This is a genomic window from Kitasatospora sp. NPDC058048, assembly GCF_042885555.1.
GTDB lineage: Bacteria > Actinomycetota > Actinomycetes > Streptomycetales > Streptomycetaceae > Kitasatospora > Kitasatospora lactacystinica.
The window spans coordinates 37688-61678 of record NZ_JBHVRT010000027.1 but is presented as its reverse complement, the minus strand read 5'-3'; the positions used below and the strand labels follow the sequence as shown (position 1 = coordinate 61678).

Here is a 23991-nt window from a genome sequence, read left to right as displayed (position 1 = left end):
CCGCCACTTCCCCGACGACACCGGCGGGTTGACGGCCGTTCAGCAGGACGTCAGAAGCGCTCCACCGGGGAGTACGTCCCCCACACTCCGCGCAGCGCGTCGCACACCTCGCCGACGGTGGCCCGGGCGGCCAGCACCTCCTTCATCGGGTACAGCACGTTCCCCGTCCCCTCGGCGGTGCGGCGCAGCGCGTCCAGCCCCCGGGTGACGGCGCCGGCGGAGCGCTCGGCCCGAATCCGGGCCAGCCGCCGCGCCTGCCGCTCCTCGATCACCGGGTCCACCCGCAGCGGCTGGTACGGCTCCTCCGTGTCCGACCGGAAGCGGTTGACCCCGACCACCGTCCGCTCCCCGGAGTCGGTCTCCCGCTGGAGCCGGTAGGCGGTGCGCTCGATCTCGCCCTTCTGGTAACCCCGTTCGATCGCGGCCACCGCGCCGCCCTGCTCCTCGATCCGGTCCATCAGCGCCCGCGCGGCGGCCTCCACCTCGTCGGTGAGCGACTCGACGGCGTAGGAGCCGGCGAACGGGTCGACGGTGGCGGTCACGTCGGTCTCGTACGCGAGCACCTGCTGGGTGCGCAGGGCGAGCCGGGCGGCCTTCTCGGTGGGCAGCGCGATCGCCTCGTCGTAGCTGTTCGTGTGCAGCGACTGGGTGCCGCCGAGCACCGCGGCGAGCGCCTGCACGGTGACCCGGGCCAGGTTGACCTCGGGCTGCTGGGCCGTGAGCTGCACTCCGGCGGTCTGGGTGTGGAAGCGCAGCATCTGCGAGCGCGGGTTCCGGGCGCCGAACACCTCGCGCATGATTGTGGCCCAAATCCTGCGTGCCGCACGGAACTTGGCCACTTCCTCCAGCAGCGTCGTGCGGGCCACGAAGAAGAACGAGAGCCGGGGGGCGAAGTCGTCCACGGCCATCCCGGCGGCGATCGCGGTGCGGACGTAGGCGATGCCGTTGGCCAGCGTGAAGGCGATCTCCTGCGCGGGGTCGGCCCCGGCCTCGGCCATGTGGTAGCCGGAGATGGAGATGGTGTTCCAGCGCGGGATCTCGGCCCGGCAGTACCGGAACACGTCGGCGACCAGCCGCAGCGAGGGCTGCGGCGGGAAGATGTAGGTGCCGCGGGCGATGTACTCCTTCAGCACGTCGTTCTGGACCGTGCCGGTGAGCGCCGCCGGCGCCACCCCCTGGGCCTCGCCGACCAGTTGGTAGAGGAGCAGGAGCAGGGCGGCGGGCGCGTTGATGGTCATCGAGGTGGACACCCCGCCGAGCGGGATGCCGTCGAACAGCACCGCCATGTCCTCGACGCCGTCCACGGCGACGCCCACCTTGCCGACCTCCCCGGCGGCGAGCGGCGCGTCCGAGTCGTAGCCCATCTGGGTGGGCAGGTCGAAGGCGACCGAGAGGCCGGTGCCGCCGCCCGCGATCAGCTGCCGGTAGCGGGCGTTGGACTCGGCGGCGGTGCCGAAGCCCGCGTACTGGCGCATCGTCCAGGGGCGGCCGGTGTACATCGTCGGATGGATGCCCCGGGTGTAGGGGTACTCCCCCGGCCGGCCGAGCCGGGCGCCGGCCTCCCGGCCGGCCAGGGACTCCGGGCCGTACAGCGGCTCGATCGCGAAACCCGACTCGGCGCGGCGCGGTTCGGCTGTCATGGGGGTGCCTCCTCCGGGACTGGGGAGCGGGTCCTCGCAATGTAGGGCCTGACCGGCCCGCCGCGGCGGCGACGCGGTTGAGATGATCGGGTGAACGACCGATGAGCCCCAGGGAGTGGCAATGACCGAGCAGAAGGTGGCCGTGGTCACCGGTGCCAGCAGCGGAATCGGCGCGGCGACCGCCCGCCGGCTGGCCGCCGAGGGCTTCGACGTGGTGCTGACCGCCCGGCGCACCGACCGCGTCGAGGCGCTGGCCGAGGAGATCGCCGCCCGGGGCGGTTCGGCCCGCGCGGTCACCCTGGACGTCACCGACCGGGCCGCGGTGGACGCCTTCGCCGCCGCGGTCGGCCGGGTGGACGTCCTGGTGAACAACGCCGGCGGCGCGATCGGCGCGGAGAGCGTCGAGCACGGGGACCCGGCCGACTGGCGGGCCATGTACGAGGTGAACGTGCTCGGCGTGCTGCACGTGACGCAGGCCCTGCTGCCGGCCCTGCGGGCCACCGGCGACGGCACGGTGCTGGTGCTCTCCTCGACCGCCGCGCTGGCCGCGTACGAGGGCGGCGGCGGGTACGTCGCCGCCAAGCACGCCGCGCACACCATCGCCGCCACGCTGCGGCTGGAGCTGTGCGGGGAGCCGATCCGGGTGATCGAGATCGCGCCCGGCATGGTGAAGTCCGAGGGCTTCGCGGTCACCCGCTTCCGCGGCGACGAGGAGAAGGCCGCCGCCGTCTACGCGGGCGTGGCCGAACCGCTCACCTCGGAGGACATCGCGGACACCGTGGCGTGGGCGGTCACCCGGCCCTCGCACGTGAACATCGACCTGCTGGTGGTCCGCCCCCGGGCGCAGGCCGCCAACCACAAGGTCCACCGCGCCTGAGCCCGGCCCGGCGGGCGGCCCCGGAGCAGGGGCCAAGATCGAACACGTCACCCCCCAGTGGTACACACGTGCGATGAGAACCTTCCGGGCCGCCCGCCCACGGGTCCTGCTGGCCGCGCTGGCGGCAGGCACCCTGCTCCTCGCCTCCGCCTGCGACGACACCGCCGCGCCGGCCCAGGACCGGGCCGCGGGCACCACGGCGCCCGCCGCCGCCACCCCCACGGCCACCCCGACACCGACCCCCAGGCCCACCGGCGAGGCCGACCCGGCGCTCAAGCCCTTCTACGGCCAGCAGATCACCTGGGCCGACTGCCCGGCCGACGCCCAGGCCGAGAAGGCCAAGATCGACATATCCGGCATGCGGTGCGGCACGCTGCACGTCCCGCTGGACTACGCCGCCCCCGCCACCGACGCCCTCGACCTCGCGCTGGTCAAGTACCCGGCCGCCAAGCCGGACCAGCGGATCGGCTCGCTGATGGTCAACCCCGGCGGCCCCGGCGAATCCGGCGTCGGGATGGTCAAGTACGGCGCCAAGCAGTTCGCCGGCACCCTGCACGACCGCTTCGACGTGATCGGCTTCGACCCCCGCGGCACCGGCGACAGCTCCCCGGTCGTCTGCTACGACGACAAGCAGCACGACGCCGTCAACCAGACCGACGCCTCCCTCGACCCGGCCGTCCGCAAGGCCGAGCACGTCAAGCAGGCCACCGAGCACGCCGCCGCCTGCCAGGCCAGGTCCGGCAGGCTGCTGCCCTTCGTCGGCACCCGCAACACCGCCCGCGACCTGGACGTGCTGCGCGCCGCGGTCGGCGACAAGCAGCTCAACTACCTCGGCATCTCCTACGGGACGTACCTCGGCGCGCTCTACGCCGAGGAGTTCCCGAAGAACACCGGCCGGCTGATCCTGGACGGCGCGGTCGACCCCGGCCAGGACCGGCTGGACCACGGGATCGACCAGCAGGTCGGCTTCGAGAAGTCCTTCGAGCGCTTCGCCGCCGACTGCGTGGAGAACCACGCCGACGAGTGCCCGCTCGGCAAGGACGGCAGCAAGGCCGCCAAGAAGGCCGCCGACTTCCTCGACGGGCTGTACGACCACCCGCTGACCACCAAGGACGGCCGCAAGCTCGGCCGCGACCAGGCCTGGACCGGCACCATCTCGCTCCTCTACGGCGACGAGACGACCTCCTGGAAGTACCTGCGCGCCGCCCTCGGCTGGGCGATGGTGCGCGACAAGGGCGACTACCTGATGGCCTTCGCCGACGACTACAACGGCCGGGACGCGAACGGCCACTACAGCCCGGTGGACGAGGCCAACAACGCGATCGGCTGCGCCGACGCCGCCCGCCCCGCGCCCACCCCCGAGCACGCCAGGGCCGCCGTGGACCGGCTGCTCGCCGAGGCGCCGCTGATGTCCAGGGGCGTCACGGTGGACGACTTCAGCGAGGCCGGCTGCGCCTACTGGCCGTTCAGGACGCAGGAGACGCCGCACACCGTCCGGGCCGAGGGCAGCGCGCCGATCCTGGTGGTCGGCAGCACCGGCGACCCGGCCACCCCGTACGCCTCGGCCGAGGCGCTGGCCAAGGGCTTCGCCAACGCCACCCTGCTCACCCGGGTCGGCGAGGGGCACGGCGCCTTCGGGAAGGGCAACACCTGCATCGACCGGGCCATGGCGACCTACCTGACCGAGGGCACGATGCCGGCCGCGGGCACCCGCTGCGACTGAGTGCCCGCGGACCGGCCCGGCCCCCGGTGGACGGCGGCGCCGCGGCCGGCGGCAGGACACGGGGAGGGCGCTGACGCGCAGGTGTCAACGTCACAACTTGATAGCTCGTCCGGATGAATTCGGCGCGCGCCCTCCCCAACTGATGACCGCTCAACTACCTTTGAGGCGCAGGTCGACCGGCGCCAACGCGCCCCTCGGCAGCCCCCATCCCACCCGTTCACCACCCCACTCCACCGGCACCTTCCCGCCCTCACGAGGAGGACCCGCTGGCCAGCGACATCCCGTCACAGCGGCTCGACGTCAGAACAGAGCCGACCCTCCTCGGGTTGCACCGCTTCAACGAAGCCGACGCCGGCGCTGCCGAGGAGGCCCTGCTGGCCTGCTGCGGCAGCCACCGCTGGGCCCTGCGGCTCACCGCACACCGGCCCTACCCCGACATCGAGTCCCTGCTGGCCGCCGCCAGCGAGGCCTCCTACGACCTCCGCCCGGCCGACCTCACCGAGGCGCTGGCGGACGAGAGCTGGATGCCGCAGCCGCTGCTCGGCATGCGGGCTCCCGGAAGCCAGGCCGCGCACACCGCGCTGCGGGCCGCGCACGCCGCGTACGAGGCCCGGTTCGGCCACGTCTTCGTGGTCTGCCTGGAAGGGGTCGCCCCGGAGGAGATGCTCGACACCGTGCTCTCCTCCATCCGCACCCGCCTCGCCAACGACCCGGACGAGGAGCGGCTGATCGCGTCCGACGAACTCCGCCGGATCGCCCTCACCCGCCTGGAGCACCTGGTCGCCACCCCCTCGGAGGCCGCGGCGCGCTGAGCGCACATCACCCACCCCTCTTCACCCACGCTTCTTCACCCGTGCGGGTGACCTCGCCCACGAAACCGCCCGGACGAGTGAGGCCGCGGCACCATCCGATCCGAACCACCACCGAATCCGAACCCGCCCCGCCCCGCGCCCCTCACCCTCCGGCGCGGGGCGCGAGCATGCCGTCACCCATCGTGACGCCCTCGGGTTTGGTTCCCGCCCCGCTAGGCCAGAAGTGCCTGATTGATCACACCTGGGGCCCCCGGAGGCGGTTCACGGAAAGGCGTCGATAGGATGCTGGCGGCCGGTGGACCGTACCCGGCCGGGCTGACCGACACCGAAGCCGGCCGAGCCCCCAATCGCTTCCGGAGGGTTTTTCCGTGCCGGCTGGAACGCTGTACCGCGGCCGGGAAGGCATGTGGAGCTGGGTGGCTCATCGAGTCACCGGCGTCCTCATCTTTTTCTTCCTGTTCGCCCACGTCCTGGACACCGCCCTCGTGCGAGTGTCGCCGGAGTCCTACGACACCGTCATCCAGACGTACAAGACTCCGCTCGTGAACCTGATGGAGTACGGCCTGGTGGCCGCCATCCTGTTCCACGCCCTCAACGGCCTGCGCGTCGTCGCAGTGGACTTCTGGTCCAAGGGCCCGAAGTACCAGAAGCAGATGCTCTGGACCGTCGTCGGCGTCTGGGTCGTCCTGATGGCCGGTTCCTTCTACGGGATCCTCCAGCACACGCTGATCTCCTGGTTCGGGAAGTGAGCCGAGACATGTCCACGGAATACTCCGACGCCATCGTCGTCCCCTCCAAGCAGGCGCACACCGGCAGGGGACTGGGCACCGGCAACCCCGCCGACGCGTTCGTCATCGAGCCTCCGCGCCAGCGGACCAAGAAGACCCCGCGTCGCACCCGCACCAACTTCGAGATGCTGGCCTGGCTCTTCATGCGCCTGTCCGGTGTCGTTCTGGTCGTGCTGATCCTCGGCCACCTGCTGATCATGCTGGTGCTCGACGGCGGCGTCTCCAAGATCGGCTTCGCCTTCGTGGCCGGCCGCTGGGCCTCGCCGTTCTGGCAGGGCTGGGACCTCCTGATGCTCTGGCTCGCCATGCTGCACGGCGCCAACGGCATGCGTCAGGTGATCAACGACTACGCCGAGAAGGACTCGACCCGGCTCTGGCTCAAGGGGCTCATGGGCACCGCCACGGTCTTCACCGTGCTGCTCGGCACCCTGGTGATCTTCACCTTCGACCCCAACATCTGAGCCGCGAGCACCATCGACCATCGGCAGAGGCCAGAGGCGAGTTAACCCCCCATGCAGATTCACCAGTACGACACCGTCATCGTCGGCGCCGGCGGCGCCGGCATGCGAGCGGCCATCGAGTCGACGCAGCGCAGCCGCACCGCCGTCCTGACCAAGCTCTACCCGACCCGGTCCCACACCGGCGCTGCCCAGGGCGGCATGTGCGCCGCCCTCGCCAACGTCGAGGAGGACAACTGGGAGTGGCACACCTTCGACACGGTCAAGGGCGGTGACTACCTGGTCGACCAGGACGCCGCCGAGATCATGTGCAAGGAGGCCATCGACGCCGTCCTCGACCTGGAGAAGATGGGCCTGCCCTTCTCCCGCACCGAGCAGGGCCGGATCGACCAGCGCCGCTTCGGCGGTCACTCCCGCAACCACGGCGAGGCCCCGGTCCGCCGCTCGTGCTACGCGGCCGACCGCACCGGCCACATGATCCTCCAGACGCTGTTCCAGAACTGCGTCAAGCACGGCGTCGAGTTCTTCAACGAGTTCTACGTCCTCGACCTGCTGATCAACGAGGGCAAGACCTCCGGCGTCGTCGCGTACGAGCTGGCCACCGGCGAGATCCACGTCTTCCAGGCCAAGTCGGTCGTCTTCGCCTCCGGCGGCACCGGCAAGTTCTTCAAGGTCTCCTCCAACGCCCACACCCTCACCGGTGACGGCCAGGCCCTGGTCTACCGCCGCGGCCTGCCGCTGGAGGACATGGAGTTCTTCCAGTTCCACCCGACGGGCATCTGGCGCATGGGCATCCTGCTCACCGAGGGCGCCCGCGGCGAGGGCGGCATCCTGCGCAACAAGGACGGCGAGCGCTTCATGGAGCGCTACGCCCCCGTCATGAAGGACCTCGCGTCCCGTGACGTCTGCTCCCGCGCGATCTACACCGAGATCCGCGAAGGCCGCGGCTGCGGTCCGGACGGCGACCACGTCTACCTGGACCTGACCCACCTGCCGCCGGAGCAGCTGGACGCCAAGCTGCCGGACATCACCGAGTTCGCGCGCACCTACCTCGGCATCGAGCCCTACACGGACCCGATCCCGATCCAGCCCACCGCGCACTACGCCATGGGCGGCATCCCGACCAACGTCGAGGGTGAGGTCCTGCGCAACAACACCGACATCGTCCCGGGCCTGTACGCGGCCGGCGAGGTCGCCTGCGTGTCCGTGCACGGCGCCAACCGCCTGGGCACCAACTCGCTGCTGGACATCAACGTGTTCGGCCGTCGCGCGGGCATCGCCGCCGCCGACTACGCCAACGCCAACGAGTTCGTCGAGCTGCCCGAGGACCCGGCCGAGAAGGTCCAGGCCCTGGTCGACGGCCTGCGCGAGAGCACTGGCACCGAGTCCGTGGCGCAGATCCGCAAGGAACTGCAGGAGACCATGGACGCCAACGCGATGGTGTACCGCACCGGCGCCACCCTGAAGCAGGCGGTCGAGGACATCGCCGCGCTGAAGGAGCGCTACAAGAACGTCTCCATCCAGGACAAGGGCTTCCGGTACAACACGGACCTGCTGGAGGCCGTCGAGCTGGGCAACCTGCTCGACCTGGCCGAGGTGCTGGCCGTCTCCGCGCTGGCCCGCGAAGAGTCCCGCGGCGGCCACTACCGCGAGGACTTCCCGACCCGTGACGACGTGAAGTTCATGCAGCACACCATGGCGTACCAGGAGGTTGCCGCCGACGGCACCACCTCCATCCGCCTCGACTACAAGCCGGTCGTCACGACCCGCTACCAGCCGATGGAGCGTAAGTACTGATGAGCACTCCGACCGTGGAGAAGCACTCGGCCGCTCTGGACGCGGTCGAAGCCGGTGCCGTCCAGCCGATCACCGTCACCTTCCGGATCCGCCGGTTCAACCCGGAGGAGCACCCGGACCCGGTGTGGGTGGACTACCAGCTGACGATGGACCCGAAGGAGCGCGTCCTGGACGCGCTCAACAAGATCAAGTGGGAGCAGGACGGCACCCTCACCTACCGCCGCTCCTGCGCGCACGGCATCTGCGGCTCCGACGCCATGCGGATCAACGGCCGCAACCGGCTGGCGTGCAAGACCCTGATCAAGGACGTCGACCCGGAGAAGCCGATCACGATCGAGGCCATCAAGGGCCTGACGGTCCTCAAGGACCTGGTCGTCGACATGGACCCGTTCTTCCAGGCGTACAAGGACGTCATGCCGTTCCTCATCACCAAGGGGAACGAGCCGACCCGGGAGCGCCTGCAGTCCGCCGAGGACCGCGAGCGCTTCGACGACACCACCAAGTGCATCCTGTGCGCCGCGTGCACGTCGTCCTGCCCGGTGTTCTGGAACGACGGCCAGTACTTCGGCCCGGCCGCCATCGTCAACGCGCACCGCTTCATCTTCGACTCGCGCGACGAGGGCGGCGAGCAGCGCCTGGAGATCCTCAACGACCGTGAGGGCGTGTGGCGCTGCCGCACCACCTTCAACTGCTCCGAGGCCTGCCCGCGCGGCATCGAGGTCACCAAGGCGATCCAGGAAGTGAAGCGGGCGCTGGTCACCCGCCGCTTCTGATCCCCGCCCGACACCCCGAAGGCCCCCGCCCGATCCTCCGATCGGGCGGGGGCCTTCGCCCGTTTCAGCGCAGGGCGCCGACGTCGGTCGGATCGCTCCAGCCGGAGAAGTACAGCAGGTGCCGGTCGGCGGTCTCGGCCCACAGGTCCGGACGGCCGTCCGCGTTCAGGTCGCCCGAGCTGCCGAGCGTCGGGTAGGCGGCGGCGGTGAAGCCGGTGGCGACGACGTTCGCCTTCGGGTCGGCGAGCGCGGAGAAGTCGCGGCTGCCGTCGGCCTGCTTCGGGATCGGGTACGCGTGCAGCTCACCGGTGGCCCGGTCGCGCGCCCAGAGGGCGAGGTCGCCGACGGAGTCGGGGCCCGGGGCGACCAGGTCGTAACCGGCCCACGAACCGTTGTCGGTGAGCTGCCGGGCGGTGGACAGACGGTAGGAGAATCCCGGTTTGGCGAACAGCCAGAGGTTGCCGTCCTCGACGGTCAGCAGTGACGAGACCGTCCTGCCGTCCAGCGAGCCGATCAGCGCCAGCTGGTCGGCCTTGCCCCAGTCGGAGGCGAAGGTCGTGGGGCAGGCGGTGGCGGCACCCGCGGCATTCTGGCAGTTGGTCGGCCGGCCCACCGACATCTGACTCCGGGTGAACGAGAGGTAGTCCTGGTTGCTGTAGAAGTACAGGGCGCTCGATCCGTTCGCGTGGATCAGAAGGTCGTCCATCGGCGCGTGCGCGCTGGAGTCCCAACCGCGGTGCAGGAGTTGGTACCCGGCCCAGGACGTCCTGTCCGGCGACCAGTTGGCACGGATCGTGGCGGACGGCACGGTGCTGCCCGAGCCCGTGCTGATGATCTGCAGGTTGCCGGCGGAGTCGGGCAGCAGGACGTCCGGAACGCCGTCCCCGTCGACGTCTCCGGGGACCCTCGGCGGGTTCGGGTTCGAGGGGGCGGAGAAGGTGTAGCTGCCGTAGCTGACGTTGCCGGCGTTGTCGATCACCTGAAGGTTGAGGATGTTGGTGCCCCAGTCCAGGACACGCGCGGCGACGGTCGCCGTGCCGTCGGCCGCCGGCTTGACCGCGTCGGACGAGTCGCAGCCGCCGACACCCAGCGTGCGGAAGCCGTACCGGATGCAGGCGACGCCGGACGCCTGACCGCCGGCCGGCGCCGGGTCGAGCCCCGTCAGGACGAAGGTGCCGGTCTGGCCCGCGTACTTGGTGGCGGGGCCGCTCGCCGGGAAGTCGGTCGAGGAGGCCGTGACGGTCGGGCTCGTGGTGTCCACGGTGAAGCGGCAGTCCGCCGACGGGGCGGAGAGCTGGGTGTCCTGGAGGGCCCAGGCGTGCCAGGCGTAGCTGTGCCCGTCCAGCAGACCGGGGGCGTTGACGCTCGCCCACTGTCCGTAGGCCCGGGCCTCACCGGTGTACACCGGGTCCTGGGCGCCCGTGGTCTCGTCCCGGACGCTGAACCGGGCACTGGTGCCGGTGACGTTCGCGACGAGCTTCGGACCGTACATGGTCCGTCCGCTCCAGAGCGGGACGGTGGTCGAGTCGCAGGCGCTGGTGACGTAGTCACCGCCCTGTTCCGTCCCGAGGACGGTCGGTGCCGTGTCGGCCACGGCCGCCGTCGGCACGGTGAACAGACCCGCGGCCGCGGTCGCCGCGACCAGCCTCCCGAACCTGCGTGAACGCGTGTGCTTCATCAAGAAATCCCCACCCTCTGTCGGCATATCCGTTCGAGACGTGCACGAGCGGTGAGGATCCTGCCAGTAGGGGCCGACAGCGGCAACGGGGATTCTCAGTCGGTGGCCGGGGTGCGGCGGGTGGTGGCGCGAAGGCCGCGCACGCCGATGGTGCCGACGGCGATGCCGAGGGCGAAGGAGGTGACGGCGAGGAGCAGGTGGACCCAGAAGAAGGCGGTGGGCTGGGAATGGTCGCCGTTGGTGAAGGCCTGGCCGCCGGAGTCCTTCCAGAGGTTCTTCACGAAGGTCGTCCAGATGATGATCGACCAGACCCCGAAGGCGGTCAGGAACCAGGAGGTGCGGCGGCTGAGCTTCATGGGGGTCCTCGGCGTGTGAAGGCGGTGTGCTTCCCCAGTATGCGCGGGCCGCCGATCGGCGTAGGGCGGGCCCCTCCTGCGGAGGACGGGCCCCTGGGGAAGGGCGCCGGGAGCCGTGAGTGGGTACGGTCTGCTGGTGCCCACACCCCGTCTCACGTTCGCGCGTCTGTGCGCCGCGGTCACCGCGGCCCTGCCGGTACTGCTCGCCGCTCCGGCGGGCGCGGCCCCGCAGCAGCCGCCCCCGTCGGCCGCGGTCGGCGGCGAGCGGCTCGGGCTCCCGGGGGTGCAGGTCGCCCCGATGGCGGGCGCTCCGCCGTTGCCCGCCGACCTCACCGGCCAGTCCTGGATAGTCTCCGACGCGGTGTCGGGGGAGGTGCTGGCGGCCAGCAATCCGCATCTGCGGCTGCCCCCGGCGAGCACTCTGAAGATCCTCTTCGCGGACACCGTGCTGCCCAAGTTCGACCGTAACGCGGTGCACCGGGTGGCCGACGAGGAGATCCAGGGGATCGGTCCCGGCAGCAGCCTGGTCGGCATCAAGGAGAACCTGGACTACCGGGTCGAGGACCTGTGGCGCGGGGTGTTCCTGAGCTCCGGCAACGACGCGGTGCACGTCCTGGCGCACATGAACGGCGGGGTGCAGCGGACCGTCGCCGAGATGCAGACGCGCGCCGACACGCTCCAGGCGCGGGACACCCGGGTGATCTCCCCGGACGGCTACGACATGGACGGCCAGGTGTCCTCGGCCTACGACCTGTCGCTGTTCGCCCGGGCCGGTCTGCGCAACGCGGACTTCCGGATGTACTGCGCGACCCGGGACGCGATGTTCCCGGGCGCCGTCGACCGGAACACCGGCCAGCGCGGCAGCTTCGGGATCGCCAACACCGACCGGCTGCTGGGCAAGTACCCGGGCCTGATCGGCGTGAAGAACGGCACCACCACCAACGCCGGCTCGACCTTCGTCGGCGCCGCCGAACGCGGCGGCCGCACCCTGCTGGTGACGGTGATGCACCCGTCGAGCTACCAGAAGGTGTACGACGAGACGGCCGCGCTGCTGGACTGGGGCTTCGCCGCGGCCGGCAAGGTCCAGCCGGTCGGCCGGCTGGTCGACGAGCTCCCGCCCGGCGGCGCCGAGCCGACCGGCCAGGCCGGTGGCGGTGACGGAACGCCCGCGCCGCCGCCGCACCCCGCCGCGCCGGCGGCCGCGACGCCCACCGCGGAAGGCGGGGGCGGCCGGTCCGGCGTCGTCGGCTGGTCGGCCGTGGTGCTGGCCGGGGCCGCGCTCGGGTACGGCGCGGTGGTGCTGCGGCGCCGCTCCGCCGGCTGATCCGCCGACGAGGCCGAACCGGCTGTTCCGGCGGCTGACCACCGGCCTGCGGCAGGGCCCGGCCTCAGTCCTGGGGCCGGGCTTTCCCCTTTCCCTTTCCCTCCGTCTTCTCCTTCTTCCGGGCCCGGGCGGCGCGCTCCGCGGCGTCCGCCCGGGCCGCCGCCTCCGCCTTGTCGGCCGCCTCCAGCAGCGTCCGCCCGTGCGCCCTGGTCCGCTCCCGGGCGGCCTGCGGGTCGGCCGTCGCCGTCCAGGCCACGCAGTACATCAGCAGCCGGGAGACGAAGTTGATCCACAGCAGCAGCGCGACCGGCGTGGCGAACGCCCCGTAGAGGCTCCGTCCGGCGATCGAGCCCAGGTAGGAGGCGAGCAGGATCTTCAGCAGCTCGAAGCCGACGGAGCCGATCAGCGCGCCCTGCACGAGGTCCCGGCGGCGCTGGTCGGTGATGCCGGGGAAGGGCGCCAGCAGGTAGGCGAAGAGCAGCATGTCGCACGCTATGGCGATCAGCACGCCGACGGCGGTGAGCAGGTAGCCGCTGTTGAGGCCGATCGCGTCGGCGATCCGGCCGGCCAGCGTGGTCCCGGTGGCGGAGGCGGCGAGTGAGAACAGCGAGACCAGGCCGAGGCCGCCCAGCACCGCCACGTCCCAGGCCTTGCGCAGCACCGGGTTGCCCTCCTCCTGGGGCAGCTGCCACAGGTCCCGGATCGAGCTGCGCATGGTGTCCACCCAGCCGAGGCCGGAGATCAGCAGCAGCGCCCCGCCGACCAGCCCGACGGTGCCCGCGTTGGACACCAGGGCCGGCAGGTTGAGCGCGTCCGAGAGCCCCGGCAGCTGGTCGGAGATGTGCTTCTGCAGCTCGTGCACCCGGTCGTCGCTGAGCGCCGCCGCGGCGATCGCCAGGCCCACCGTGAGCAGCGGGAAGAGGGCGAGGAAGCCGAAGAAGGTGACGGCGCCGGCCAGCCGGTTGCCCCGGGCGGCGGAGAAGTACTCGTACACCCGGTACGGGCGGCTGCGCAGCACCCGGGCCACGAGCGGGCCGAGGACCGGCAGGCGGGTCAGGAAGTCCACCCACCGGTTATACCGGCCCTGTCCCCCGAATGGGCGTCAGGCCCCGGGTGGGTGTCCCGCGGGTTTCGGCGGACCCGGCGGGGACCGGCAGGACGCCCCGCGGCTACCGCTTGACGAGTCGTCGGGCCTTGGCGAGGGCGCGGACGGCCTGGTAGGCCCCGTAGCGGCCGTGGCTGAGCAGTTCGGTGCGCACGCCGTCCACGCCGGCCGGCGGCCGGTAGCCGGCCGGCCGCAGCCGGGCGCAGTGCCCGGCTGCCCGGCGGAAGTACTCGCGACGGTCGCCGGACGGGACCCGGCCGGGCTTGGAGACCACGGTGTTGAGGTGGTGCAGCATCCGGCCGTAGACGACCGGGCGCCAGCGCTCCAGGTCGGGGCGGCGGTCGAGGAAGGCGAAGACCAGGTCGTACTGGGCGAACACGTCGAAGTGCTTGCGGCTGGCGGTGGCCAGGATGTTGCCGCCCTCCTGGCGCTGGCGGTAGTGCACGCCGACCTGGTCGAGCAGGGTGATCCGGGCGGCGGCGAGCAGCGCCGGGTACGTCCAGGGGGTGTCCTCGTAGTAGCCGGCCGGGAAGACCAGCCGCTGTTCGGCGATGAAGCCGCGGCGGTAGGCCTTGTTCCAGACGACCTGGAGCAGGTCGAGCAGGTCGGGGCGGGCGTCGAGGTCGAAGACGTCCGGGGAGGCGGCGCCGAAGACGTGGGCGGAGGCGGCCCGGGTGATCCGGCCGTCGGCGTAGGTGCGGGCGTAGTCGTAAACCAGGATGTCCGGGTCACCCGTGGCGGTGAGCCGCTCGTCGATGCCCTTCAGCAATCCGGGGGTGAGTGTGTCGTCGCTGTCGAGGAAGATCACGTAGTCCCCGGTGGCGACCTCCAGGCCGGCGTTGCGGGCCCGGCCGAGGCCGACGTTCTCCGGCAGGTGCAGCACCCGGACCCTGGCGTCGGCGGCCGCGGCCTCGTCCAGCAGGGCGCCGCAGCCGTCCGGGGAGCGGTCGTCCACGGCGATCAGTTCGAAGTCCGGGCCGTCCTGGCCGAGTACCGAATCGAGGCATTCGGAGAGGTAGTCCTGGACCTGGTACACGGGGACGATCACGCTGAAACGGGACACGGACCCAGCGTAGTGGTCCCGGGGTGGGCGAGGTCCCCGGAGGTAGGATCGGGGGCGCACGTACGCACCGATCCAAGTGCGGCCAGGCCCCGTACGGGCTGCCACGCTCCTCCAGAGAAAGGCCTGCGTAGCCGATGGCTCCCCGCCTCTCCATCGTCGTCCCGATCTACAACGTCGAGCGCTACCTCGTCGAATGCCTCGACTCGATCGCCGCCCAGACCTTCACGGACTTCGAGTGCGTCATGGTCGACGACGGTTCGAAGGACGGCAGCGCGGCGCTCGCCGAGGCGTACGCGGCCGAGGACTCCCGGTTCCGGCTGGTCCGGCAGGTGAACAAGGGACTCGGCGCGGCCCGCAACACCGGCATCCGGCACATCGACCCGGACTCCGAGTTCCTGTGCTTCGTGGACAGCGACGACTCGATGCCGCCGAGCGCGTACGAGCTGATGATCAACACGCTGGACGAGACCGGCTCGGACTTCTGCACCGGCAACGTGCTGCGCTTCCGCGCCGTGGGCTACTACCAGTCCGGCGGCCACCTGAAGCCGTTCAAGGAGACCAGGCTCAAGACCCACATCACCGAGATCCCGGCGCTGGTCACCGACCGCACCGCGTGGAACAAGGTGTACCGCCGCTCGTTCTTCGACGGCGCCGGCCTGCTCTACCCCGAGGGCATCCTGTACGAGGACGCGCCGGTCAGCGTGCCGCACCACTACCTGGCCAAGAGCGTGGACGTGCTCTCCGAGCCGATCTACCACTGGCGCGAGCGCGAGGTCGGCGAGATGTCGATCACGCAGATGCGCACCAACCCCAAGGGCCTGATCGACCGGGTCGCCTCGGTCGAGCTGGTGCGCGCCTGGCTGATGAAGCAGACCGAGCCGCGCTTCGCCGAGTACCTGCGCTCTTACGACGAGAACACCCTCGTCGAGGAGATCCCGATGTTCTTCTCGTCCCTGGTGGAGGGGGACAAGGACTACCGGGACGCCTACCTCCAGCACGTCGGCCGGCTGCTCCGGGCGATCGGCTCCGACCACGTCGGCCGGCTGCGCGCGCCGGTGCGGCTGAAGTACCACCTGACCCTGTCGGGCCGGATGGACGAGCTGGTCGACCAGATCACGTACGAGCGCGAGAGCGGCGGCGGTGTCCAGGCCCGCGGCCTGCTGCGCCCGTACGCCGACTACCCGTTCCTGCGCGGCGGGCGCAAGAGCGTGCCGGCCGGGGTGCTGAAGCTGGACAACTCGCTGGTCATCCGCAGCCGGCTGTACCGGAGCGTCTGGGAGGACGGGAAGCTGCGGCTGACCGGGCACGCCTACCCGGAGCAGCTGGGCGCGGCCGGCAAGCACGACATGGTCCGCACCCTGGTGCTGCGCGAGGCCAAGGGCCGCCGGGTCATCGCGGTGCCGATGAGGACGACGTACAGCCCCGAGGCCACCGCGAGCTGCCAGCACGACCTGTACAGCTGCGACTGGTCCGGCTTCAACGTGGCCATCGACCCGAAGAGGCTCCGGCACCGCGGCCAGTGGAAGGACGGCAACTGGCGCGTCCTGGTGGCCGGCGCCGGCAAGGGCGGGGTCTACAAGGGACGGATCTCGGCCGGGTGGAGCGACAGCGCGCAGTTCCTCCCGTCGCACTGGGTCGAGCCGGACGTGCGGATCGTGCCGTGGATCCGGGACAACTTCGTCTACCTCCGGGTGGAGACGGTCAAGGCCCGGGTGACCGGCCTGGCCGCGCACGGCGACCGGCTGGAGGTCTCGGGCGCGGCCCGCTCCGGCCCGAGCTTCGCCGGGGCGCGGCTGCGGCTCACCCACGTCGAGTCGGACCGCCACGTGACCTTCCCGCTGGAGCTGGGCGCCCCGGTCGGCTCGCTCCAGCCGTTCACCGCGCTCGCCCCGGTCGCCGAGCTGACCGCCGTCCGCGAGGCCTGGGCCGAGCTGGACCCGGTGGCCGCCGAGCGCAGCCGCGACCACTGGGACGGCTCCCTGCTGCTGGCCGACGGCAGCACCCTCCCGCTGGCCTGGGACGACCGCAACGCGCCCGAGCGGCTGCACCTGGCGCTGAACCCGCAGGCCCCGGTGGCCGAGCGCCGGGCGCTCTACTCCAAGCCCTCCCCCAACGGGCACCTCCAGTTCACCGACCAGGTGCTCCAGCCGCTGGTGGACGACGTGTCCTCGCGCGGCGCCGACGGCTTCCTGCTGAGCGGCTCGTTCCCGCTGCCCGGCGCGCACCGCTGGGAACTGGTGGTCCGCCACAAGTGGCGCGAGGAGGAGCACGCCTACCCGGTGGAGATCTCCGACGGCCGGTTCCGCACCGCGCTGCCCGCCGTGCCGACCGCCTCCTTCGCCGGCCGGGTTCCGCTCTCCCGGGGCACCTGGCACGTCGTCTTCCGCCCGGTCGGCGTGCAGGTGCCCGAACTGCCGGACGCCGCCGCGCTGGTCACCCCGGACTGCTTCGACGTCCTGCCGGTCGTGGTGGAGTCCCGCGGCAAGCGGATACTGCTGGAGCGCCGCGACCACGACGGCCTGTCGCTGGAATCGGACTCGGTGCTGCTGCCCGAGGAGCGGGCCGGCTTCCGCCAGCGCCAGCTGCAGAGCGTGGACTACCCGGCCGCCCGACGGCTGCCGGTGCGCGACACGGTGGTGTACCACACCGGCAAGTACGGCACGTACTCCGGCTCGCCCCGGGCCGTCCACGAGGAGCTGGTCCGCCGCGGCCTGCCGCTGGAGCACCTGTGGGGCAACGACGACATGCAGGCCGAGCTGCCGCAGAGCGCGACCGCGCTGCGGTACCGCAGCCCGGAGTGGTACGAGGCGCTGGCCACCGCCAAGTACGTGGTGGCCAGCACCCACCTGCCCGACTTCTTCGTCCGCCGTCCCGACCAGGTGGTCGTCCAGACCTGGCACGGCACCCCGCTGAAGCAGATCGGCTTCGACTTCGAGAAGGTCTGGTTCACCGACTCCAAGTACCTCAAGAGCCTGGCCCGGGAGGTCCCGAACTGGAGCCTGCTGGTGGCCGGCAACCGCTGGTCGGCCCCGGTGCTGCGGCGCGCCTTCGACTTCAAGGGCGAGATCCTGGAGAGCGGCTCGCCCCGGAACGACCTGCTGTTCGCCTCCGACCGGGAGAAGACCGCCGAGCAGGTCCGGGAGCGGCTCGGCCTGCCCGAGGGCAAGAAGGTCGTGCTCTACGCGCCGACGTGGCGCGAGGACCGGCGCCGGCCGCAGGACGGCTACCAGATCGACCTGCGGATCGACCTGGCGGCGGCCAGGGCCGCGCTCGGTGACGACCAGGTGCTGCTGGTGCGCCGGCACCACCTGATGTGCGGCCAGATCCCGGGTGCCGGCAACGGCTACATCTGGGACGTCGGCAGCTACCCCGACATGGCGGAGCTGCTGCTGATCGCCGACGTGCTGGTGACCGACTACTCGGCGAGCGTGTTCGACTTCGCGGCGACCGGCAAGCCGATCGTGTTCTTCACCTACGACCTGGAGCACTACCGGGACAACCTGCGCGGCTTCAGCCTGAACTTCGAGGCCGAGGCGCCCGGCCCGATGCCGGCCACCTCCGAGGAGCTCGTCTCCGTGCTCGGCCGGGTGGACGGGATCACGGCCGAGTACGCGGACCGGGCCACCGCGTTCCGCGAGGCGTACTGCGACCTGGACGACGGCAAGGCCTCCGCCCGGGTGGTCGACGCGATGCTCCGCAAGGAGTAGCCGCCGCGCCCGCCTGTGTCCGGGCACCTGTGCGTCCGGGCGGAAGGGATCGAGAAGGGCCCGGCAGAAAGGACCGGAACACCGGATCCGCATTCGAACCGGCGTTCCCGGAAATGCATTCCCCAGGGCATTCGAAAAAGCGTGCAATTGACCCCGGCGCCATTTCTGGATGGGATGTTGACTTCCCTTCCGAAGGGCTCCCACCGCCATGCCTGTGCTCACGCGGCTGGTCCTGCCGCACGCCGCCCCCCGGGTGACCGCCGGCCGCCCCGCCGAGGACGAGGACGTCGTCTTCGGGCTGCTGCGCGCCCACTGGCACGGCCGCGGCCTGGAGCTCACCGGCTTCGCCCGCCCGAAGGGCCAGGACACCGCCCGCCCCGGCTCCGCCTGGACCTGGCTGACCCTGCGCCACCAGAACCGGTCCCAGCCGCCGCTGCACCTGCGCTCCCGCCCCCGCCGGATGCCCGAGGTCACCGACGACAGCGCCCAGCCCGAGCACAACCACGACTGGTCCGGCTTCACCGCGCTGATAGCACCCGGCCGGCTGCGCCGCGGGGACCACTGGCTGCTCGGCGACTGGCGGATCGAGGCCACGCTCTTCACCCGCCCCCGCGCCGCCCGGGTGCGCCGCCGGTACGGCGCTCTCGCCCCGCACTGGTGCGGCTCCGGCGAGTACCCGCCGGCCCACTGGGTGGACGACGGTGTCCGGCTCCAGCCGTTCTTCGCCGACGGCCGGCTGCGGCTGCGGCTGGAGCGCCCGGCCGTCCGGATCACCCGCGCCACCCCGGCCCCCGGCGGCCTGGACCTGGGCGGGGTCGCCGACGCCTGCCCCTCCGGCACCGTGCTGCGGCTGCGCCACCGGGAGAGCGACGCGGTGGTCGAGCAGCCGCTCGCCCGCACCGGCAACACCTTCACCGTCCGGGTGCCGTACCGGCCGTTCACCGCCGACGGGCGGGGCAGCGGCAGGCTGGAGCACTGGGACGCCGAACTGCTGCGCCCCGACGGCGGCACCGAACAGCTCTGCCTCGACGAGCGCGGCGGCCCGGTGGCCGGCCAGCACCCGCTGCCCGGCGCCCCGGACCGGGTGCTCTACCTCAAGCACCTCGCCGACGGCCGGCTCCAGCTCTGCGTCCAGCCGGCGGCCGGCCTGGTCGACCGGATCGCCGTACGGGACGGCGGCTTCGAACTGTCCGGCCGCTGCCCGGACCCGGCCGCGGACCGGCTGCAGCTGGTGCTGCGGCACACCGGCTCCGCGAGCGAGGTCCGCACCCCGGTCGCCACCGGCCCGGACGGCCGCTTCCGGGTCCGGGTGCCCGCCGCCCGGACCGGCTCGGACGGCGTCGCACTGCCGCTGCGCAAGGGCGTCTGGGAGGCCGCCCTGGAGCCGGTCGCCCGCCCCGGGGACGGCCGGCCGCTGCTCGCCGCCCCCGCCGCGCTGTCCGCCGTCCCCGCCGCCACCACCGCCGGCGGCAAGCGGGTCCTGTTGCAGCGCCGGTGGCACGACACCCTGGTGGTGGACTCCACCCCGGTGCTCACCGCCACCGAGCGCAGCGCCTGGACGCAGCGCCGGCTGCGCACCGAGCACTACCCGGCCGCCCGCCGCGCGCCGCTGCGCGAGGCGGTGCTGTACGACGTGTTCGGCGGCCGCGGCTACGCCGACTCCCCGCGCGCGGTGCACACCGAACTCGTGCGCCGCGACGCCCGGTTGGAGCACCTGTGGGTGGTCGACGACGCCCAGGCCGAGCTGCCGCCCGGGATCGTCCCGGTGCGCAGCTGGAGCCCCGAGTGGTACCGCGCGCTGGCCACCTGCCGGTACCTGGTCGGCAACACCCACTTCCCGGACTTCCTGGAGCGCCGTCCCGGCCAGGTCGTCGTGCAGACCTGGCACGGCTCCCTGCTGAAGCGGATCGCCCACGACGTCGAGAGCCCCTGGCTGGCCGACCGCGGCTACCTGGCGGCGCTCGACCGGGAGACGCCGCAGTGGAGCCTGCTGCTCTCCCCCAGCCCGTTCGCCACGCCGATCCTGCGGCGCGCCTTCCGCTACGCCGGCGAGCTGCTGGAGTCCGGGTACCCGCGCAACGACGTGCTCGCCCGACCGGACCCGCGGACCGTCGCCGCCGTCCGCCGCCGGCTCGGCGTTCCCGAGGGCCGGCGGATCGTGCTGTACGCGCCGACCTGGCGCGAGGACCAGCAGCGCGGCGACGGCGAGGGCTTCCGGCTCGACCTGCGGCTGGACCTCGACCACGCCCGGCGCCTGCTCGGGCCGGACCACGTGCTGCTGGTCCGCCCGCACGCGCACGTGCGCGAACCGCTGCCCGGCGCCGGCGACGGCTTCCTGTACGACTGCGGGGACTACCCCGACCCGCAGGAACTGCTGCTGGTCGCGGACGTCCTGGTGACCGACTACTCGTCGATCATGTTCGACTTCGCCATCACCGGCCGTCCGATGTACTTCTTCACCTACGACCTGGAGCACTACCGCGACACCCTGCGCGGCTTCTCCTTCGACTTCGAGGCGAACGCCCCCGGCCCGCTGGTGCCGACCTCGGCCGAACTGCTCGGCGCACTGCGCGGACTCGCCGACGGCGACGGCGGACCGCCGCCGGGCTACGCCGAGCGCTACCGGCGCTTCCGGGCCGAGCACTGCGCCCTGGACGACGGCCGCGCGGCCCGCCGGGTGGTCGACCGGATGCTCGAACTCGGCGGCCTGGGAGGCCGGGCGGCGGGGCTGGGCGGGTAGGCGGGAAGTCCGGGCCGGCAGACGCCCCGGTTCACCCGAACGGGTAGCTCCGCCAGGGCCGCCAGACCTCGTCCGCGCCGAAGCGGGAGAGGCCGAAGCCCTCCACCGGGAAGTCCGCCCGGAAGTCCCGCGCCTGCTCGTACGCCTGGTCCAGCACGTCGTCCGACAGTCCGTGGGCGACCGTCACGTGCGGGTGGTACGGGAAGGCCAGCTCGCGGGCCAGCGGGCCGGAGCGGATGTCCGCCTCCAGCAGCCGGCACTCCTGGGCGCCCTCCTCGACCCGGACGTACACCACCGGGGAGACCGGGCGGAAGGTCCCGCTGCCGTGCAGCAGCATCCGGAACGGGCGGTGCGCGGCCGCCACCGCCGCCAGGTGCTCCTCGATCTTCGGCAGCGCCTCGGCGGGCACCTCGGTCGGCGGCAGCAGGGTGACGTGGGTGGGTATCGACCGGGCCAGCGGATCGCCGTGCCCGGCCCGGGCGTCCTGGACCGCCGTGCCGTACGGGTCCGGGACGCTCACGGACACGCCGATGGTGACGACCTCGGGGAGGTCGCCACCACCGGGCAGGTGCGTGAGGGGAGTCACCGCTTGGCGGCCGGAAGGAAGCCGATCCGGTCGTACACCGTCTCCAGCGTCACCGACGCCACCGCGCGCGCCTTCTCGGCGCCGATCGCCAGCACCCGGTCCAGCTCCGCCGGGTCGTCCAGGAACACCCGGGTGCGCTCCTGGAAGGGGGTGACCCACTCGGCGAACAGCTCGGCCAGCTCGGTCTTCAGGGCGCCGTACATCTTGCCCTCGAAGTGCTCGACCAGCTGGTCCACCGACCGGCCGCTGAGCGCGGAGTGGATGCGCAGCAGGTTGGAGACGCCCGGCTTCTCCTCCTCGTCGTAGGAGACGACGGTGCCGGTGTCGGTGACGGCGCTCTTGAACTTCTTGGCGCTGGCCTTCGACTCGTCCAGCAGGCTGACCAGGCCCTTGGCCGAGGAGGCCGACTTGCTCATCTTGATGCCCGGGTCCTGGAGGTCCATGATCTTCGCCGTCTCCTTGAGGATGTACGGCTTCGGGATCGTGAACGTGGGGGCGTAGCGCGAGTTGAAGCGCTCGGCGATGTCGCGGGTGATCTCCACGTGCTGGCGCTGGTCCTCGCCGACCGGGACGGCGTCCGCCTGGTAGAGCAGGATGTCCGCGATCTGGAGGATCGGGTAGGTGAACAGGCCGACCGTGGTGCTCTCGGAGCCGTACCGGGAGGACTTGTCCTTGAACTGGGTCATCCGCGAGGCCTCGCCGAAGCCGGTGAGGCAGTTCATCACCCAGGCGAGCTGGGCGTGCTCGGGCACGTGCGACTGGACGAAGAGCGTGCAGTGGTCCGGGTCCAGGCCCGCGCCGAGCAGCTGGGCGGCGGAGATCCGGGTGTTCTCGCGCAGCGTCGCCGGGTCCTGCGGCACCGTGATCGCGTGCAGGTCGACGACCATGTAGAAGGCGTCGTTCTCCTTCTGCAGGTCGACCCACTGGCGCACCGCGCCCAGGTAGTTGCCGAGGTGGAACGAGCCGGAGGTGGGCTGGATGCCGGAGAGCACCCGGGGACGGTCCTTGGCCGGACCGGTGACCGCTGCGTTGACCATGCGCGCCATTGTTCCAGTTCCACCGGTCGCTCAGGAAACCTCCGCCCCCGGAGGTTCGGCCAGTGTGACCGCACTCACCCCGACCCGGGCGATCCGCCGGCCCTCGACCTTGGCCACCGTCAGCAGCACCCCGCCGCCGCCCTCGACCGGAACGCGCACCTGGTCGCCGTCCCGGGGCAGCCGGCCGAGCGCGGCGACCAGGCAGCCCGCCACCGTCTCGTACGGACCCTCGGGCAGGGAGACGCCGGTCTCCTCGGCGAAGTCGCCGAGGTTGAGCAGACCGTCCAGCTCGACGCCGCCGCCGGCCAGCCGGCGGGTCGGGGCGGCCTCCGGGCGGTCGTACTCGTCCCGGATCTCGCCGATCACCTCCTCGACCAGGTCCTCCAGGGTGACGATCCCGGCGGTGCCGCCGTACTCGTCCACCACGATGGCCAGGTGGTGGCCCTCCCGGCGCATCTCGCCCATCGCCTCCAGCACCAGCTTGGTGCCGGGCAGCAGCTTGACCGGGCGGGCCAGGTCGCGGACCTTGACGGCCTGCTCGCCGCGGGCGCCGTACAGGTCGCGGACGTGGACGAAGCCGACCACCGCGTCGGCGCTGCCCTCGACCACCGGGTAGCGCGAGTGCGGGGAGGTGTCGGCCTGGTGCCGCACGGCGGCCAGCGGGCGCTCGGCGTCCAGGAAGGTCACCTCGGTGCGCGGGACCATCACCTCGCGCAGCTGACGCTCTCCGGCGGAGAACACATCGGCGATCAACGCCCGTTCGTCGCTTCCGAGTTCGGTGTTGGCGGCGACCAGGCCGCGCAGTTCCTCGGAGCTCATCGAGCCGCGGCCCGCCGCCGGGTCGCCGCCGAGCAGCCGGACCATCAGGTTGGTGGAGTGGCCGAGCAGCCAGATCACCGGCCGCAGCACCACCGACATCACGTCCACCACCGGGGCGGCGATGACCGAGATGGACGCGGCGCGCTGCAGGCCGATCCGCTTGGGGGTCAGCTCGCCCAGCACCAGCGAGGCGTAGCTGATCACCAGGGTGAGGCCGACCAGGGCCACCGCGTCGGCCACGCCCGCGGACAGCCCGGCCCGGACGAACAGCGGGGCGACCTTGCCGGACAGGGTGTCCGCGCCGAAGGCGGCCGACAGGAAGCCCATGCAGGTCACCCCGACCTGGACGGCGGCCAGGAAGCGGTTGGGGTCGGCCGCCAGGTGCGCGGCCCGCGCCGCGCGCCGGGTGCCGAGCCCCTCCAGCGTCCGGATCTGGCCCTCGCGCAGCGAGATCAGCGAGATCTCGGCGACGTTGAACAACCCGCCCAGCAGGATGAAGACGAGGACGAGCGCGGCGTCCCCGAGTGTTTCGTTCACAGCGGGCCAGTGTAGGACCGCCGCTGCCGCGAGGACCTGAACACGACGGCGGGGCGCGCCCGAGGGGGGGGGAGACGGGGGGCGCGCGGGGGAACCGGCGGGGGGGGGGCGGGTGTGGGCCGCCGGCGGGGCGGCGGGGGGCGCCCCGCGGCGAGGGCCGGGGCGGGCACC

18 protein-coding genes are annotated in these 23991 nt (G+C 72.2%); 10 read left to right on the top strand and 8 right to left on the bottom strand.

The window, feature by feature from the left end; genetic code table 11:
• Window positions 1-50: 50 nt before the first annotated feature.
• Window positions 51-1640 carry a methylmalonyl-CoA mutase gene (locus ACFVVA_RS26325; protein WP_387693210.1) on the bottom strand — a complete coding sequence of 530 codons (1590 nt, stop codon included), beginning with the start codon at window positions 1638-1640 and terminating at the stop codon, window positions 51-53.
• A gap of 121 nt (window positions 1641-1761) precedes the next feature.
• On the opposite strand from ACFVVA_RS26325, the gene ACFVVA_RS26320 reads away from it, so the two are divergent.
• The 7 genes from ACFVVA_RS26320 to ACFVVA_RS26290 all read left to right on the top strand — a co-directional run bounded on the left by ACFVVA_RS26320 (window position 1762) and on the right by ACFVVA_RS26290 (window position 8868).
• Window positions 1762-2517 carry an SDR family oxidoreductase gene (locus ACFVVA_RS26320; protein WP_359911551.1) on the top strand — a complete coding sequence of 252 codons (756 nt, stop codon included), beginning with the start codon at window positions 1762-1764 and terminating at the stop codon, window positions 2515-2517.
• A gap of 73 nt (window positions 2518-2590) precedes the next feature.
• Window positions 2591-4240 carry an alpha/beta hydrolase gene (locus tag ACFVVA_RS26315; RefSeq protein ID WP_387693208.1) on the top strand — a complete coding sequence of 550 codons (1650 nt, stop codon included), beginning with the start codon at window positions 2591-2593 and terminating at the stop codon, window positions 4238-4240.
• A 326-nt stretch (window positions 4241-4566) separates the two neighbouring features.
• Entirely contained in the window at window positions 4567-5052 is a 486-nt protein-coding gene (locus tag ACFVVA_RS26310) for a 2-oxo-4-hydroxy-4-carboxy-5-ureidoimidazoline decarboxylase (protein ID WP_359911557.1), read from the top strand.
• Between the two features lie 368 nt (window positions 5053-5420).
• The gene (sdhC, locus tag ACFVVA_RS26305; protein WP_033332398.1) at window positions 5421-5801 is read left to right on the top strand and encodes a succinate dehydrogenase, cytochrome b556 subunit; all 381 of its coding nucleotides are present in this window, start codon (window positions 5421-5423) and stop codon (window positions 5799-5801) included.
• Window positions 5802-5809: 8 nt separating this feature from the next.
• Complete coding sequence (gene sdhD, locus ACFVVA_RS26300; protein ID WP_359911559.1) at window positions 5810-6301, top strand: succinate dehydrogenase, hydrophobic membrane anchor protein; 492 nt, start codon at window positions 5810-5812, stop codon at window positions 6299-6301.
• A 51-nt stretch (window positions 6302-6352) separates the two neighbouring features.
• On the top strand, window positions 6353-8095 hold the full coding sequence (gene sdhA, locus ACFVVA_RS26295; RefSeq protein ID WP_387693206.1) for a succinate dehydrogenase flavoprotein subunit: 1743 nt from the start codon (window positions 6353-6355) through the stop codon (window positions 8093-8095).
• Window positions 8095-8868 (top strand): succinate dehydrogenase iron-sulfur subunit, encoded by a 774-nt coding sequence (locus ACFVVA_RS26290; protein ID WP_359911565.1) that lies wholly within the window; start codon window positions 8095-8097, stop codon window positions 8866-8868. Before sdhA ends, ACFVVA_RS26290 begins: the two co-directional genes overlap by 1 nt.
• 64 nt (window positions 8869-8932) lie before the next feature.
• On the opposite strand, the gene ACFVVA_RS26285 is transcribed toward ACFVVA_RS26290, so the two are convergent.
• Both ACFVVA_RS26285 and ACFVVA_RS26280 read right to left on the bottom strand, forming a co-directional pair.
• Window positions 8933-10546 carry a hypothetical protein gene (locus tag ACFVVA_RS26285; RefSeq protein WP_387693204.1) on the bottom strand — a complete coding sequence of 538 codons (1614 nt, stop codon included), beginning with the start codon at window positions 10544-10546 and terminating at the stop codon, window positions 8933-8935.
• Window positions 10547-10641: 95 nt separating this feature from the next.
• A complete protein-coding gene (locus ACFVVA_RS26280; RefSeq protein WP_359911571.1) occupies window positions 10642-10902 on the bottom strand; it encodes an SCO4848 family membrane protein in 261 nt (86 codons plus the stop codon).
• Window positions 10903-11038: 136 nt separating this feature from the next.
• Here ACFVVA_RS26280 and ACFVVA_RS26275 point away from each other — a divergent pair, with 136 nt between their 5' ends.
• Complete coding sequence (locus ACFVVA_RS26275; protein ID WP_387693202.1) at window positions 11039-12226, top strand: D-alanyl-D-alanine carboxypeptidase family protein; 1188 nt, start codon at window positions 11039-11041, stop codon at window positions 12224-12226.
• A 64-nt stretch (window positions 12227-12290) separates the two neighbouring features.
• Here the strand turns inward: ACFVVA_RS26275 and ACFVVA_RS26270 are convergent, their stop codons facing one another.
• A complete protein-coding gene (locus tag ACFVVA_RS26270) occupies window positions 12291-13292 on the bottom strand; it encodes a YihY/virulence factor BrkB family protein (RefSeq protein ID WP_387693200.1) in 1002 nt (333 codons plus the stop codon).
• Window positions 13293-13395: 103 nt separating this feature from the next.
• Window positions 13396-14394, bottom strand: coding sequence for a glycosyltransferase family 2 protein (locus tag ACFVVA_RS26265; protein ID WP_387693198.1), 999 nt, complete (start codon window positions 14392-14394; stop codon window positions 13396-13398).
• A 134-nt stretch (window positions 14395-14528) separates the two neighbouring features.
• Here ACFVVA_RS26265 and ACFVVA_RS26260 point away from each other — a divergent pair, with 134 nt between their 5' ends.
• Both ACFVVA_RS26260 and ACFVVA_RS26255 read left to right on the top strand, forming a co-directional pair.
• Complete coding sequence (locus ACFVVA_RS26260; protein ID WP_387693196.1) at window positions 14529-18101, top strand: CDP-glycerol glycerophosphotransferase family protein; 3573 nt, start codon at window positions 14529-14531, stop codon at window positions 18099-18101.
• Between the two features lie 208 nt (window positions 18102-18309).
• A complete protein-coding gene (locus tag ACFVVA_RS26255) occupies window positions 18310-20841 on the top strand; it encodes a CDP-glycerol glycerophosphotransferase family protein (protein ID WP_387693194.1) in 2532 nt (843 codons plus the stop codon).
• 31 nt (window positions 20842-20872) lie between these two features.
• Here the strand turns inward: ACFVVA_RS26255 and ACFVVA_RS26250 are convergent, their stop codons facing one another.
• The 3 genes from ACFVVA_RS26250 to ACFVVA_RS26240 form a co-directional block, all read right to left on the bottom strand.
• Window positions 20873-21427, bottom strand: coding sequence for a 2'-5' RNA ligase family protein (locus tag ACFVVA_RS26250; protein WP_380542974.1), 555 nt, complete (start codon window positions 21425-21427; stop codon window positions 20873-20875).
• Window positions 21424-22419, bottom strand: a complete 996-nt coding sequence (trpS, locus tag ACFVVA_RS26245) for a tryptophan--tRNA ligase (protein WP_380542986.1) — start codon at window positions 22417-22419, stop codon at window positions 21424-21426. The genes ACFVVA_RS26250 and trpS overlap by 4 nt, the downstream gene beginning before the upstream one ends.
• Before the next feature lie 75 nt (window positions 22420-22494).
• Entirely contained in the window at window positions 22495-23820 is a 1326-nt protein-coding gene (locus ACFVVA_RS26240; protein ID WP_359915475.1) for a hemolysin family protein, read from the bottom strand.
• Between the last annotated feature and the right edge of the window lie 171 nt (window positions 23821-23991).

What these genes read in the sequence shown, in the direction of transcription:
- ACFVVA_RS26280 (WP_359911571.1), bottom strand. Translation starts at nt 10,902, where the DNA reads ATGAAGCTCAGCCGCCGCACCTCCTGGTTCCTGACCGCCTTCGGGGTC.
- ACFVVA_RS26325 (WP_387693210.1), bottom strand. Translation starts at nt 1,640, where the DNA reads ATGACAGCCGAACCGCGCCGCGCCGAGTCGGGTTTCGCGATCGAGCCG.
- sdhD (WP_359911559.1), top strand. Translation starts at nt 5,810, where the DNA reads ATGTCCACGGAATACTCCGACGCCATCGTCGTCCCCTCCAAGCAGGCG.
- ACFVVA_RS26315 (WP_387693208.1), top strand. Translation starts at nt 2,591, where the DNA reads ATGAGAACCTTCCGGGCCGCCCGCCCACGGGTCCTGCTGGCCGCGCTG.
- ACFVVA_RS26290 (WP_359911565.1), top strand. Translation starts at nt 8,095, where the DNA reads ATGAGCACTCCGACCGTGGAGAAGCACTCGGCCGCTCTGGACGCGGTC.
- ACFVVA_RS26260 (WP_387693196.1), top strand. Translation starts at nt 14,529, where the DNA reads ATGGCTCCCCGCCTCTCCATCGTCGTCCCGATCTACAACGTCGAGCGC.
- ACFVVA_RS26285 (WP_387693204.1), bottom strand. Translation starts at nt 10,546, where the DNA reads ATGAAGCACACGCGTTCACGCAGGTTCGGGAGGCTGGTCGCGGCGACC.
- sdhA (WP_387693206.1), top strand. Translation starts at nt 6,353, where the DNA reads ATGCAGATTCACCAGTACGACACCGTCATCGTCGGCGCCGGCGGCGCC.
- ACFVVA_RS26320 (WP_359911551.1), top strand. Translation starts at nt 1,762, where the DNA reads ATGACCGAGCAGAAGGTGGCCGTGGTCACCGGTGCCAGCAGCGGAATC.
- ACFVVA_RS26255 (WP_387693194.1), top strand. Translation starts at nt 18,310, where the DNA reads ATGCCTGTGCTCACGCGGCTGGTCCTGCCGCACGCCGCCCCCCGGGTG.